Consider the following 13,853-nt stretch of genomic DNA (forward strand, 5'->3'; position numbering starts at 1 on the left):
GCGTCGCGATCAGAAGAGCTGCCAACCGACCGACACCGATCCACCGACCCACGCGTCGGGCGAGCGCCCGTGGTGCGCGCTGCCGTGGATGAGACCCAGCGCTTCTCCTTCGAGGCCGAGCACCAAGCGCCGTTGCGTGCCCGGCACCTCCCACGTCACGCCGATCGCGCCGCCGAGCGCCGTGAGGTGCCCGAGGCCGTGCGCGGGATCGCCCGCGAGCGTCTCGCCGAAGTGATCGCCCCACGCGTGCAGCGGCGCGTCGTGCACGTGCGCGATGCGCGCCGCGAGATAGGGCCTCCACGCGTCGATCGGGAGCTCGCCGCGCACGCCCGCCGCGAGCGCGATCCACATGCGCCCTCGCGCGTCCCAGGGGTCGACTCCGAGGTGCGCGAGCACGTCGATCGAGACCCACTCGACGAGCGGGATCTGCACCCCGACGTGGCCGGTGATCCCCGCGCGATCGGGCCCGACGATGCCGCTCGCGCCGAGCCCGAGACGCAGCGTCACGGCGCGTCCGGTCGGGTCCGCAGGCGGCGCGTCCTGCGCGCGCACGAGCGATGGAGCGGCGAGCAAGACCGAGGCGATCACCAGCGCGCGGAGCATGCGCGCTCGCTCAGCACGCTGCGCGCCATCTCAGACGGGAGAAACAAATCGCGAAATCAGTCGCACAAATCAATTCGAGAACATCGCATCACACGATCGTGAACCGTCGATCTCGTTGCTCCGACGTGGGCGCGCGTTCGCATCTGGACATTCGTTCAGTCTGTCGCCACGCTCGTGGACCATGCCGCGCTCGGTGCAGAACCCGCCGAACCGCTTCTCCTCGACGGAGATCGACTACGAGGGCGAGGCGCCGCTCGCGGAGCTCACACCGATCGAAGAGCGCGCGAAGTCGATCCTCTCGGAGAACGACAGCCCCGACGTCGGCTTCCGCTGGTCGATCAACCCGTACCGCGGCTGTTACCACGGCTGCGCGTACTGCTACGCGCGCCCCTCGCACCAATATCTCGGCTACGGCGCGGGCACCGACTTCGATCGCAAGATCGTCGTGAAGATCAACGCGCCCGAGCTGCTGCGCGAGGCGTTCGATCGTCCCTCGTGGAGCGGGGAGACCATCGCGATCTCCGGCAACACCGACTGTTATCAGCCGCTCGAGGCGAAGTACCGGCTCACGCGCGCGCTGCTCGAGCTCTGCCTCGCGTACAAGAACCCGGTCGGGCTCATCACGAAGGGCTCGGTGATCCGGCGCGACCTCGACGTGCTCGCCGCGCTCGCCCGCACGACGCGCTGTCGCGTCACGATGTCGATCGCGTTCGCGAGCGACGATGACGCGCGCGCGATCGAGCCCTGGGCGTCACCGCCGAGCAAGCGCTTCGAGACGCTGAAGATGCTCGCCGACGCGGGCGTGCCCTGCGGCGTGTCGCTCGCGCCGGTCATTCCCGGGCTCAACGACTCGCAGATGCCGGAGATCCTCGAGCGCGCGAAGGACTGCGGCGCGAGCCACGCGTTCATCGTGCTGCTGCGCCTGCCGAGCGAGGTGCTCCCGGTGTTCGACGAGCGCCTCGCGCAGGCGCTCCCGATGCGCCACGCGAAGGTGATGAACGCGATCCGCGAGATGCGCGGCGGGCGCATGTACGAGAGCGACTTCGGGCTGCGTCAGGTCGGGCGCGGCGAGCGCTGGAGGATGATCGAGCAGCTCTTCGAGACGCACCTGCGGCGCCTCGGGCTCGATCGCCGCAGCACCGCGATGGACACCGACGAAGATCCGCCGACGACGTTCGAGCGCCCGAAGAAGCAGCTCACGTTGTTCTGAGCGCCTCGCGGATCGCGATCTCGACCGGCGCGCTCGCCGCGTCGTCGATGCGCAGCGGCTGCTTCGGGAACACCGGAGGCTGCGCGAGGAAGCGCGGCGTCGTGCCGCGATGTCGCTGCGCTGCGTGCACGAGGAACGGATGACAGAGGTACACCGTGCCCGCGGGCCCGGTCGCGAGCACCTCGGGGCGCGTCGCGCTCTCCGCGAAGTCGTTCGCCGCGAGCTCGCGCAGCGTCATCCCGCGCTCGCCCGCGGGCGCGAGCCGCCGCGCGAGATCGACGTGCGAGCGCGCGCGGATGCGCGTCGGCGCGTCGTCCTCGCCGACGTCGGAGAACAGGAAGAGCGCGAGCAGCGCGCGCCCGCGTGACGCGACGTTCGCGCGCCATCCCATGAAGTCGTTCGGGTCGTCCTCGGGCAGCGCGAAGCTCACGTCGACGTGCCATCCGTCGTCCCCCGCGGACACCTCGGACGGGAAGCGGATCGGGAACGTGCCGAGCCCGCGCAGCGGCACCCATCGGCCTTCGCCGACGATGCGGTCGAGCGCAGCGCAGATCGTCGGCGTGCTCGCGGCCTTCACGAACGGCGGCTGCGCGTAGCCGCCGAGTCGGATCACCGGGCGCGTCCACGTGGTGCGGTCGTTCGGATCGCAGCCCGTCTCGTTCCACAGGATCGCGCGCGCCTCGTCGGCGATCGCGCGCGGGAACGCGTCGTCGACGCGCACGAAGCCCTCGGTGACGAAGTGCTCGATGTCGGAGTCGCGCAGCATCACGACGCGCTAGCAGCTGCGCGTCCTGTGTCCACGACGTCAGCCCTTCTTGCGTGCGCCTTCGGGGATCGGCGGAGGCACGGTCTTGTGGCGCGGCCCGGTCGGATCGCGCCGCTCGGTGACGGCAGGCGCGATCTGTTCCTTGGGCGGGCTCTGCTCCTCGGCCGCCGCCTTCTGGACCTGCATGTGCCGCTCGCTCTCGCGTCGCTGGCGGAGCGCCTTGCGACGCCAGCGCGGCAGATCGTCCTCGGGGTTGCGACCGAGCTTGATCGGCCCGGTGATCTCGTCGCCGAGGCGGATCATGTCGAAGCTCTCGCGCAGCGACTCGATCTCGTAGCTCAGCACGATGTCGGCGTACTCGTCGGGCTGCATGCCGAGGCACTGCCCGAGGTCGCGCAGGTACTCGTCCTCGCGCAGGTCGGTGCCGTCCTTGTCGGTCAGCGACGCGATGAGCTCGAGCAGCCGCCGCTTCTTCATGGGCGGGTCCTTGAGGAAGTCGCGCGCGGCGAGCTCGATGTCGAACTCCATCAGCGAGAAGCCGCGGATGCGCGCGTCGACGTGCTCGGGGAGCGCGTCGGGCGGACAGAGGAGCAGCTTCGCGAGGAGCTCGCGGACCGCGCGATCCTCTTCGCCGGTCATGGTCGCGTCGGCGTAGAGCGCGCCGAGCATCAGGTCGGTGATCACCAGGATGCGGTCGCGGACTTTCATCGGGTGCCCTTCCGATACGCTTGCACATATACGCCCCTTCCTGGGCGACACGCACCCCGACGCGGTCGGACCTCAACCTCGGTCGGTTTGGGCGCCCAGATTGTCACGCGGAATTGCAGGCATTTCCGCGAATCCGGCTGCTCGGAATAGACAGAACGTCAGCGTCTGTCATGGTGGCACCGCTCCCTGACGAGGTGGCACGCATGAACGACAGCTCGACGACGACCCCGGTCCCGGCCGCGCCCACGCCCTCGGCCGCCAACGCCTCCACGACGGTCCTGGTCGTCGACGACGAGCGCGAGAACCTCGAGGCGCTCGAGCGCATCTTCGCGCGCGAGGGCTTCCGCGTGCTCACCGCGGAGTCGGGCCGCCGCGCGCTCGACGTGTGCCGCGCGCAGCGCGTCCACGTGGTCGTGACCGACCTGATGATGCCGGGCATGAGCGGCATCGATCTGCTGAAGGCGCTCGAGACCGTCGCGCCCGACGCCGAGGTCGTGCTGATGACCGCGTACGGCACGATCGAGACCGCCGTCGAGGCGATGCGCGCGGGCGCCTACGACTTCGTGGAGAAGCCGCTCAAGCGCATGCAGATGGTGAAGACCGTGCAGAAGGCGGCGGAGCGCCACGCGCTCGTCGCCGAGAACCGCACGCTCAAGCAGGAGCTCTCCGCACTGAAGTCGGGCTCGGGTGGCGTGCGGCCGATCATCGGATCGTCGCCCGCGCTGCGCCGCGCGCTCGACATCGCGTACCAGGCCGCGCCGAGCACCGCGAACGTGCTGGTCCTCGGCGAGAGCGGCACCGGCAAGGAGCTCCTCGCGCGCGCCATCCACGAGCGCAGCGGGCGCGGCGGCGCGTTCGTCGCGGTGAACCTCGCGGCGCTGCCCGAGACGATCGTCGAGGGCGAGCTCTTCGGCTACGAGAAGGGCGCGTTCACCGGCGCGGTGCAGAAGCGCGAGGGGCGCGTCGCGCAGGCCGAGGGCGGCACGCTCTTCCTCGACGAGATCGGCGAGCTCAGCCCGCAGGTGCAGGTGAAGCTGCTGCGCCTGCTGCAGGAAGGCGAGTACGAGCCGCTCGGCGGCCGCACGCGGCGCGCGGACTTCCGCCTGATCGCCGCGACGAACAAGGACCTGCGCCAGCTGATCACCGAGCAGCGCTTCCGCGAGGACCTCTACTACCGGCTCAACGTCATCGCGATCACGAGCCCGCCGCTCCGCGACCGACAGGGCGACGTGCCGCTGCTCGTCGATCACTTCCTCGAGGTCTACTGCCGCAAGAACGGCAAGCCGCGCATGGAGCTCGCGCGCGAGGCGCTCGAGAAGCTCCAGGACTACTCGTGGCCCGGCAACGTGCGCGAGCTCGAGAACGTGATCGAGCGCGCGGTCGTGCTCTCGCGCGGCGCGACGCTCACGCTCGCGGATCTGCCGTCGCAGATCACGCAGGCCGAGCGGCGCGGGAGCGATCTCTCGTTCTCGATGGGCACGCCGCTCGAGGAGATCGAGCGCCGCGTGATCCGCGCGACGCTCGATCACACGCGCGGCGACAAGCAGCTCGCGGCGCAGCTCCTCGGCATCAGCGCGCGCACGATCTACCGCAAGCTCGCGGACCTGAACGAGCCCGACGCGGCCGAGTGAGCTCCGGTACCCTCGCGCGCGATGATCGACGTGCTGCCATCGAAGCCATGGATGCGTGTCGCGCTCTGCGCGGCGCTCGCGGCGTGCGAGGCCGACCGCGCGACGGAGCCCGACGCGTCGAGCACGCTCGAGGACGCGCGCGCGCCCGATTGCGCGGCGACGTCGGCGCCGACCGTGCTCGGACGCGTCGACGACGCGCGCCTCGCCGAGCTCTCCGGGCTCGCGGCGAGCCGCCTCCACCCCGGGCTCTTCTACGCGCACAACGACTCGGGCGACGGGCCGCACGTCTACGTGATCGACGCGAGCGCGCGCGTGGTCGCGACGATCACGCTCACCGGCGCGTCGAGCGTCGACTGGGAGGACATCGCGGTCGGCCCGGCCGCCGACGGAGCGCCCTCGGTGTTCGTCGGTGACGTCGGAGACAACGCGGCGCGCGATGGCAGCGGCGCGCCGCGCGCCGAGGTGCGCGTGCACCACTTCCCCGAGCCCTCCGTCCCGCCGAGCGGCGCGATCGAGCTGACGGCGACCACGACGACGCTCACGTACCCGGGCGCGCCGCACGACTGCGAGGCGATCTTCGTCGACCCGGAGGGCGCTCTCTTCCTGCTCTCGAAGGAGGACGAAGGACCTTCGACGCTGTTCCGCACGCCTGCGCCCGACGCGACGTCGCGCGTGCTCGAGGAGATCGCGACCGTCACGCTCGCGCCGGGCTCGGCCTCGGCGACCGCCGCCGATCTCTCGCCGAGCGGCAGGAGCCTGCTGGTGCGCAGCTACGGCGCGCTGCGGCTCTTCACGCGCGAAGGGAGCGAGCCGTGGTCCGACGCGCTCGCGCGCGCGCCGCTCCGGATGCGCACCCAGCCGGAGCTCCAGAGCGAGGCCGTCGCGTGGCTGCCCGACGGGCGGGGTTACGTCACGGCCCCCGAAGGCGCCATGCCTGCGCTCGCCCGCGTCGACCTCCTCGACCCCGCGTGCACGTACTGATCGTGCCCGACGGACCGGTTGCCAATCTGTCAGCGTCGGCGTTCTCTCACCTGCTCACGCTGTCATCTTGTCCGCGCCGCGTCCGCGCCGCGCGCGTGATCCGCGCCGATCACTGGCTCTGCTGGATCAGCTGAGCTAGGCACGGCCGCTGCTATGCCCGCCGGGCGGCTTTCCTCCCCCGCGGCGACCCTCAGGAACCAGTGGCACTCGAACCCACGCACAAGCGGTTGCTCCTGGCCGTCGTCCTCTCGACGCTGACGACGACGTCGTTCCTGATCGCGCAGGGATCGACGCAGCTCGTCGCGTCCGCGGTGCTCGACTCGCCGCCGAGCGAAGACGACTCGCCGCGCGCCCGCGGCCCGCGCCGCGCGGTGACCACGTCGGCGCGCGATCTGACCGCGATGGGCCGCGCGATCCTCGAGCGCAACATCTTCGACTCGCAGACCGGCTCGATCAGCTGGGACCCGCCGCCTCCGCCGCCGCCCGAGACCGCCGAGGAAGAAGAGATCGCGCCGGTCGTCGACGGCGACCCGAACACCGCGCCGCCGTGCGAAGGATCGATCCGCCTCGTCGCGAGCTACTACCGCCCGAACGAGCCCGATCAGTCGTTCGCCGCGATCACGAACGCGACCGGCACGTCGCTGCTCTACGCCGTGGGAATGCGCGTGGACGAGCGAGAGGTCGTGGCGATCGGACGCTCGCGCGTGGTGCTGCGCCCGAGCGGACAGCCGCTGTGCTCGCTCTCGATGTTCGCGGAGCAACCGGTCGCGGCCGCGCCGCGCGCGCAGCCCGCGGAGCCCGTCGTCGTCGCGACGCCCGAGGCCGCGACGCCGGGCACGCCCGGGATCGAGACCTCCGAGCTCGACTCGAACATCCAGCAGATCAGCGAGACGAGCTACGCGATCAACCGCACGCTCGTCGATCGCCTGCTCGCCAACCAGGCCGAGCTGATGCGCACCGCGCGCGTCATCCCGCACGAGGTCGACGGCCGCGTCGTCGGCGTGAAGATCTACGGCATCCGCCGCAGCTCGCTGCTGGGCCGCCTCGGCGTCCAGAACGGCGACATGCTGCGCACGATCAACGGCTTCGATCTCACGGAGCCCGACAGCGTGCTCGAGGCGTACACGCGCCTGCGCAGCGCCGATCGGCTGACGCTCAGCATCGAGCGTCGAGGTCAGCCGGTCACGATGGACTACCAGATCCGCTGAGCTCAGCGGAGCCGCGCCCGTTCGAAGGAGTCACGAGTGAGGATTCGTCTCGCACTGCCCATCCTCCTGACCTCGGCCTCGATCATGATCAGCGGGCTGGGCCTCGCGATCGGCGGTCAGACCGCCGGCGCGCAGGAGCGCCCACCGGTGACGAGCCCGCGTCCGCGCGTGACGCCGCCCGAGGCACCGCCCGCCGAGGGCGGAGGCACGGGAGGCGCCTCGAAGATCCAGCCCTTCGAGACGGGGCTCGAGGAGAGCGAGGTGCGCCCGACGCCGCCCGGCGCGCGCGTGTCGTTCAACCTCGAGGACGCGGATCTGCCGGACCTCGTGCGCCTGATCGCGCGCATCACCGGCAAGCGCTTCATCCTCCCGAGCAAGGGCCGCAGCATCAAGGCGACGATCTACTCGCCGACCGACGTCACCGCGGCCGAGGCGTACCAGGCGTTCCTCTCGATCCTCACGCTCAACGGCCTGATGCTCGAGCCCGCGGGCCGGTACCTGAAGATCGTCGAGTCGAGCGCGACCCCGCAGAAGGTCCTGCAGGTGTACCAGGACGGGCAGACCACGCCGGCCGACGATCGCTACGTCACGCGCATGGTGCGCGTGGAGAACGTGAGCGCCGAGGACGTCGCGACGCTGCTCTCGCGGTTCAAGACGGAAGCGGGCGACATCACCGCGTACGCGCCGACGAACACGCTGATCATCACGGACACCGGCGCGAACATCCGGCGGATGCTCGGGATCCTCACCGAGATCGACATCCCGCGGACGGGCGAGCAGATCTGGATCGAGCCCGTGCACTACGCGCCCGCCGCGGAGATGGCGGAGACGCTGCAGCAGATCTTCCCGACCGAGGGCGAAGGCAGCGGTGGAGGCGCGACGAAACGAGCTGCCGCACCGACGCCGCGCGCGGGCCGCGCACCGGTGACGCGCGAAGGCGCGGCCGAGGGCGGCGGCGAGGGCGCAGCGACGGTGGGATCGCGGACGGGCGAGTCGCGCGTCACGTCGATCATCCCGGAGGAGCGCAGCAACCAGCTGATCATCGTCGCGACCGAGCGCGCCTATCTGCGCATCCTCGAGGTCCTGCGCGTGCTCGATCAGCCCGTCGAGGGCGAGGGCGGCGTGCACATCTATCGCCTGCAGTACGCCGACTCCGAGGTGATGGCCGAGGTGCTCTCGGGCCTCATCGAGGGCGGTGGTGGTGGTGGCGGCGGCGCGGGCGAGGGCAAGGCGCCGCGCCGCGCGGCCGCGGAAGGCGGCGGCGGTGCGGGCGCGGTCGCGGGCCTCTCGGGCGCCGAGATCTCGATCACCGCGCACAAGGACACGAACTCGCTGCTGATCACCGCGACCGCGCAGGACTACGCGTCGCTGCGGCGGGTGATCGATCGCCTCGACGTGGTGCCGCGACAGGTCTTCATCGAGGCCGTCGTGATGGAGCTGTCGATCTCGCGCACGACGAAGCTCGGCCTCAGCTACCACGGCGGTCTGCCGGAGCCCGAGCTCGAGGTCGGCGGCGTGGAAGGCCAGGGCCTCTCCGTGCTCGGCTTCGGCGCGGCGAGCTCGATCGGGTTCCCGGCCAGCGCGCTCGCCGGTGACACGCTCACGGGTCTCGCGCTCGGTGTGCGCGGTCCTTCGTTCACCGTGCCCGGCGTCGGAATCTCGGTGCCGAGCTTCGGTGTCGTGCTCAACGCGCTCGCGACGTCGAGCGACGTCGACGTGCTCGCGACGCCGCACCTCATCGCGATGGACAACACCGAGGCCGAGATCAACGTCGGCGCGAACGTGCCGCTGCAGACGTCGGGCATCCCGTTCGGCGGCGCAGGCGGGCTCGGCGCGCTCGGTGGGCTCACCGGCGCGGGCGCGACGGGCCAGGCCGCGGGCGGTCTCGGCGCGCTCGCGGGCCTCGCGGGCGGTCTCGGCGGAGGCCTCGGCGGAGGTCTCGCGCGCCAGTCGGTCGGTACGATCATCCGCGTCACGCCGCACATCAACGACGCGGGCGAGATCCGCATGGAGATCGAGGAAGAGATCTCCGAAGCGGGCGAGGCGCTGCCCGGCAACCTCGGCGCGATCCCGATCCAGCAGCGCATCGCGAAGACGCAGGTGCTGGTGCGCGATCAGCAGACCGTCGTGATCGGCGGCCTCATGCGCGACCGCATCAGCACGACCGAGACGAAGATCCCGATCCTCGGCGACATCCCGATCATCGGCGCGCTCTTCCGCCAGACGTCGCGGCAGACGCAGAAGACGAACCTGCTGCTCTTCCTGACGCCGTACGTGATCCGCACGCCCGACGATCTGCGCGCGATCTTCGAGCGAAAGATGCGCGAGCGTCAGGAGTTCATCGATCGCTACTTCGTGTTCGGCGATCACGACTACGACCCGCCGCTCGACTACTCGCGAACGCGAGGCCTGCTCGGCGAGATCTTCATGGAGCTCGACGCGCTCGACGAAGAGCGAGCGCTCGCCGAGGAGCTGCGGAGCCGGCCGCCGCCGGAGCACCGCCCGCGCGCCCCGCTCGGTGCGGCCGAATTCGACAGCGGCACCAGCGGCGGCGTCGTGATCATCGGTCCGGAAGGGGAGTCGGCCCCCGCAGAGGTCCAGGTCACGCCGCCCGAGCCGAGCCCTTCGACCGATACCGTCGAGGTCACTCCGCCCCAGCAGTGAAGGTCCTCATGGAGAACAGCGCAGCCCAGCAGAAGTTCGTCGGCGAGATCCTCGTGCGCCGTGGTGCGCTCGAGGAGTCGAAGCTGCCCGACCTGCTCCGTACCGCGGAGGAGAAGGACGCGCGGCTGCTCGATCTCCTGCAGGTCACGGGCGACGTTCGCCAGGACGCCGTCGTCCGCGCGCTGGCGGAAGAGGTCGGGATCGAGTTCCGCGACAAGCTCGCGTGGAACGAGATCCCGGCCGAGCTGATCGATCGCGTGCCGATCAACTTCGCGCGCCAGCACCGCGTGCTCCCGCTCGAGACGAAGCACGACGGGCGCGTCGTGTACGTCGCGGTCGCGAACCCGCTCGACCCGACGCCGCTCGACGATCTGCGCGCGCTGCTCGGCTGCGACGTGCTGCCGATCGCGGCGACCTCGGAGGCGATCGAGGACGCGATCAACCGCGTCTACGAGCGCAAGAACGAAGAGGCGCTCGGCGAGGCGAAGGCCGGCGAGGAGGTCGAGGAGCTCCAGGACCTCATCGACATGACGGACGAAGCGCCCGTCATCCGCTGGGTCAACAACCTCTTCTACCAAGCGGCGCAGCAGCGCGCGTCCGACATCCACATCGAGCCGAGCGACAAGGAGGTGCAGGTCCGCTATCGCGTCGACGGCAACCTCCACGTCGCGAAGACCGCGCACAAGGGCTTCCTCCAGTCGATCGTCTCGCGCGTGAAGATCGAGGCGGGCCTCAACATCGCGGAGAAGCGCCTCCCGCAGGACGGCCGCATCACGAAGAAGATCGCGGGCCGCCTCATCGACGTGCGTGTCTCGACGATCCCGACGAGCAAGGGCGAGCGCATCGTCATGCGTCTTCTCGACAAGGAGAAGACGCTGCTCGACCTCGAGGATCTCGGGTACTCGGGCGCGTACCTCGAGACGTTGCACCACCTCGCGACGCGCCCGAACGGCATCATCCTCGTCACCGGCCCGACCGGCAGCGGAAAGACGACGACGCTCTACGCCGCGCTGAGCCGCATCAACACGCCGGACCTCAACATCCTCACCGCCGAGGATCCCGTCGAGTACGAGCTGCGCGGCATCGGCCAGATGCACGTGCAGGCGAAGATCGGCCTCACGTTCGCGGCCGCGCTGCGCTCGTTCCTGCGCCAGGACCCCGACGTGATCATGGTCGGTGAGATCCGCGATCACGAGACCGCCGAGATCGCGATCCACGCGTCGCTCACCGGTCACTTGGTGCTCTCGACGATCCACACCAACGACGCGGCCGGCGCGATCACGCGTCTCGTCGAGATGGGCACGCAGCCCTTCCTCATCTCGAGCTCGCTGCTCGCCGCGGTCGCACAGCGCCTCGTGCGACGTCTGTGCGTGCACTGCCGCCAGCCCTACGAGCCGACCGATCAAGACTTCCGCTCGCTCGGCGTCGATCGCAGCCGCCTCGCGGGCATCGTGAGCTCACCCGGCGTGCAGCCGTGGACCGGCCTGCGCACGAGCACGACGCCGCCGGACCCGGCCGACGGTGGCGACGGTCACGGACAGCAGGTGCCGTGGGGCTCGGAGGACGACGTCGCGTTGCTCGACGACGAGCCGACGGGCCTGCACCGCATGCCCACGATCGCCGCGGCGGGGCCCGCGAAGAAGAAGCCGAACGGCGGCGCGATGCGTCCCGTGTTCTACCGCGCGGTGGGCTGCAGCGAGTGCTCGCACACCGGCTATCGCGGGCGAATCGCGATCGCCGAGATCCTCATGATCGACGAGCCGGTGCGCCGCGAGATCCTCAACCAGAGCGACGCCGTGACGATCACGCGCGCCGCGACCGCGCGCGGCATGCGCACGCTCCGCGAGGACGGCGCGCGCCAGGTCGTGCTCGGCATCACGAGCCTCGAGGAGGTCCTCGCCGCGACGCAGGCGGGGGACCTGGAGTAACGCATGGCGGTCTACGTCTGGCGCGGGATCGCGTCCGCCTCCGGCAAGGAGGTCAAGGGCGTGCGCGATGCGGACAACGTCCGCGCGCTCCGCACGGTCCTGCGCAAGGACGGCGTGATCCTCACGCAGGCGCTCGAGGAGTCGGAGGCGAAGAAGAAGACCGCGCGCGAGGTCGACTTCGGACGCTTCTTCCGCCGCGTCTCGGCGCTCGACGTCGCGATGATGACGCGCCAGCTCGCGACGCTGCTCAAGAGCGGCGTGCCGCTCGTCGAGTCGATGAGCGCGCTGATCGACCAGCTCGAGAACCCCGAGCTGAAGAACGCGCTCACGCAGACGCGCGACAAGGTCAACGAGGGCTCGAGCCTCGCCGACGCGCTCAAGGCCCACCCGGCGATCTTCAGCAGCCTGTTCGTCAACATGGTCGCGGCGGGCGAGGCCTCGGGCACGCTCGAGACCGTGCTCGGCCGGCTCGCGGAGTTCCTCGAGGCGCAGAGCAAGCTGAAGAACAAGGTCAGCTCCGCGCTCGCCTATCCCGCGTTCATGGTGCTCATGAGCATGGCGACCGTCGGCATCATGATGGTCGTCGTCGTCCCGAAGGTGACGAGCATCTTCGAGAGCTTCGAGCAGGCGCTGCCCTGGTACACGCGCCTCCTCATCTTCACGAGCGACGTGTTCATCGGCTACTGGTGGCTGCTCACGCTGATCGCGATCGGCGGCTTCTACGGCTGGCGTCGCTGGGTGAGCACGACCGAGGGCCGCTCGAAGTGGGATCGCTGGCTGCTCGGCCTCCCGCTCTTCGGGAAGCTGTTCCTGATGGTCGCGGTGTCGCGCTTCTCGCGCACGCTCTCGACGCTCCTCAAGAGCGGCGTGCCGATCCTGCAGGCGATGGACATCACGAAGAACGTGCTCGGCAACGTCGAGCTGCAGCGCGTCGTCGAGGAGGCGACGGGCTCGATCCGCGAGGGCGAGAGCATCGCCGTCCCGCTCAAGCGCAGCGGTCGCTTCCCGCCGATCGTCACCCACATGATCGCGATCGGCGAGCGCTCGGGTCAGCTCGAGGAGATGCTCGAGAACGTCGCGGTCGCGTACGACAACCAGGTCGAGACGCGCGTGCAGGGCATGACCTCGCTCCTCGAGCCGATGATGATCGTCTTGATGGGAGGAATCTCGGCGGGCATCGCGTTCTCCATCCTGATGCCGCTGATGTCGATCAACGAGTTCATCGCGAACTGATGCGCCCGCATGCCTCGCCGCCCTCGCACCTCGAGCGTCGCGCTCCCCTGGGAACGTCAGGGATCGCGCCTTCGCGAGCTGATCGCGGGCGGGCAGTGGCGTCGCGTGCTGGCCGCGCTGATGGTGATCGCGGTGGGCGTCGCGATCTGGCAGAGCGTCGAGGCGCGCGAGAAGGTGCGCCACACGCGCGCGGTGATCGCGGAGACGCGCCGCGCGCTCGCGCAGTTCCGCGAGGACATGGGCCGCTGCCCGCACACGATGCGCGAGCTCGTGCACCCCGTCTCCGGCCCGGCCGCGCGCTCGGGCGTGCACTACCTCCGCGAGGAGCCCCTCGACGCGTGGGGCCATCCGCTCTGGGTGCGCTGTCCGGGACGCTACGACGAAGGGGACGTGGACGTCGTGTCGGCGGGGCCGAGCGGGAGCTTCCTCGACGACGACAACATCCAGTGAGCGAAAAGTGAACGTCATTCACGAAGAACCGCGAGAGGCCGAGATGCAGCAGCAGAACCAGAACGCGATCGTCCGTCGTGCGCGCCGCCGCCGTCGCCGCGCGGGCATGACGCTCGTCGAGATCATGATCGTCGTCATCATCATGGCGCTGATCGCGACCGCGGTCGGCATCGCGGTCCTGCCGCAGCTCGAGCGCACGCGTGTGAACTCGACGCGCTCCGACGCGCAGTCGGTGCAGTCGGCGGCGGTGCTCTTCCTCAGCCAGGAGCCCGGCGCGGACTGCCCGACGGTCGCGGACCTCGTCGAGGCCGGCGTGCTCGACCGGACGCGCCGCACGACCGACGCGTGGGATCGCGACTTCACGATCGAGTGCGAGGGCACCGACATCTACGTGGTCAGCGCGGGCTCGGACGGCCAGATGGGCACGGAGGACGACATCCGCCCGCAGTGAGCGCGCGGATGATCGGAGCG

12 protein-coding genes are annotated in these 13,853 nt (G+C 70.4%); 9 read left to right on the forward strand and 3 right to left on the reverse strand.

Going from position 1 to position 13,853, the window contains the following annotated elements; genetic code table 11:
- Positions 1–9 precede the first annotated feature (9 nt).
- A complete protein-coding gene (locus tag DB32_RS05200) occupies positions 10–603 on the reverse strand; it encodes a hypothetical protein (RefSeq protein ID WP_053231314.1) in 594 nt (197 codons plus the stop codon).
- Between the two features lie 181 nt (positions 604–784).
- Here DB32_RS05200 and DB32_RS05205 point away from each other — a divergent pair, with 181 nt between their 5' ends.
- A complete protein-coding gene (locus DB32_RS05205) occupies positions 785–1,813 on the forward strand; it encodes a PA0069 family radical SAM protein (protein WP_053231315.1) in 1,029 nt (342 codons plus the stop codon).
- On the opposite strand, the gene DB32_RS05210 is transcribed toward DB32_RS05205, so the two are convergent.
- Both DB32_RS05210 and DB32_RS05215 read right to left on the reverse strand, forming a co-directional pair.
- Positions 1,800–2,579, reverse strand: coding sequence for a phytanoyl-CoA dioxygenase family protein (locus DB32_RS05210; RefSeq protein WP_053231316.1), 780 nt, complete (start codon positions 2,577–2,579; stop codon positions 1,800–1,802). The genes DB32_RS05205 and DB32_RS05210 overlap by 14 nt on opposite strands.
- A 39-nt stretch (positions 2,580–2,618) precedes the next feature.
- Positions 2,619–3,287, reverse strand: a complete 669-nt coding sequence (locus DB32_RS05215; protein ID WP_053231317.1) for a hypothetical protein — start codon at positions 3,285–3,287, stop codon at positions 2,619–2,621.
- A gap of 203 nt (positions 3,288–3,490) precedes the next feature.
- On the opposite strand from DB32_RS05215, the gene DB32_RS05220 reads away from it, so the two are divergent.
- From DB32_RS05220 to DB32_RS05255, 8 genes are all read left to right on the forward strand, one after another.
- A complete protein-coding gene (locus DB32_RS05220; RefSeq protein ID WP_157068743.1) occupies positions 3,491–4,918 on the forward strand; it encodes a sigma-54-dependent transcriptional regulator in 1,428 nt (475 codons plus the stop codon).
- A 21-nt stretch (positions 4,919–4,939) separates the two neighbouring features.
- Positions 4,940–5,899 (forward strand): hypothetical protein, encoded by a 960-nt coding sequence (locus DB32_RS05225; RefSeq protein ID WP_053231319.1) that lies wholly within the window; start codon positions 4,940–4,942, stop codon positions 5,897–5,899.
- Between the two features lie 227 nt (positions 5,900–6,126).
- Entirely contained in the window at positions 6,127–7,107 is a 981-nt protein-coding gene (gene gspC, locus DB32_RS05230; RefSeq protein WP_053231320.1) for a type II secretion system protein GspC, read from the forward strand.
- A gap of 36 nt (positions 7,108–7,143) precedes the next feature.
- The gene (gene gspD, locus DB32_RS05235) at positions 7,144–9,771 is read left to right on the forward strand and encodes a type II secretion system secretin GspD (protein WP_075097453.1); all 2,628 of its coding nucleotides are present in this window, start codon (positions 7,144–7,146) and stop codon (positions 9,769–9,771) included.
- An 8-nt stretch (positions 9,772–9,779) separates the two neighbouring features.
- Positions 9,780–11,699 (forward strand): GspE/PulE family protein, encoded by a 1,920-nt coding sequence (locus DB32_RS05240; protein ID WP_053238685.1) that lies wholly within the window; start codon positions 9,780–9,782, stop codon positions 11,697–11,699.
- Positions 11,700–11,702: 3 nt separating this feature from the next.
- Positions 11,703–12,932, forward strand: a complete 1,230-nt coding sequence (gene gspF, locus DB32_RS05245; protein ID WP_053231322.1) for a type II secretion system inner membrane protein GspF — start codon at positions 11,703–11,705, stop codon at positions 12,930–12,932.
- A 9-nt stretch (positions 12,933–12,941) separates the two neighbouring features.
- On the forward strand, positions 12,942–13,382 hold the full coding sequence (locus tag DB32_RS05250; protein WP_053231323.1) for a type II secretion system protein GspG: 441 nt from the start codon (positions 12,942–12,944) through the stop codon (positions 13,380–13,382).
- Positions 13,383–13,425: 43 nt separating this feature from the next.
- Positions 13,426–13,833, forward strand: coding sequence for a type II secretion system protein (locus DB32_RS05255; protein ID WP_053231324.1), 408 nt, complete (start codon positions 13,426–13,428; stop codon positions 13,831–13,833).
- Positions 13,834–13,853 lie beyond the last annotated feature (20 nt).

It is taken from the genome of Sandaracinus amylolyticus (assembly GCF_000737325.1).
Lineage (GTDB): Bacteria > Myxococcota_A > Polyangia > Polyangiales > Sandaracinaceae > Sandaracinus > Sandaracinus amylolyticus.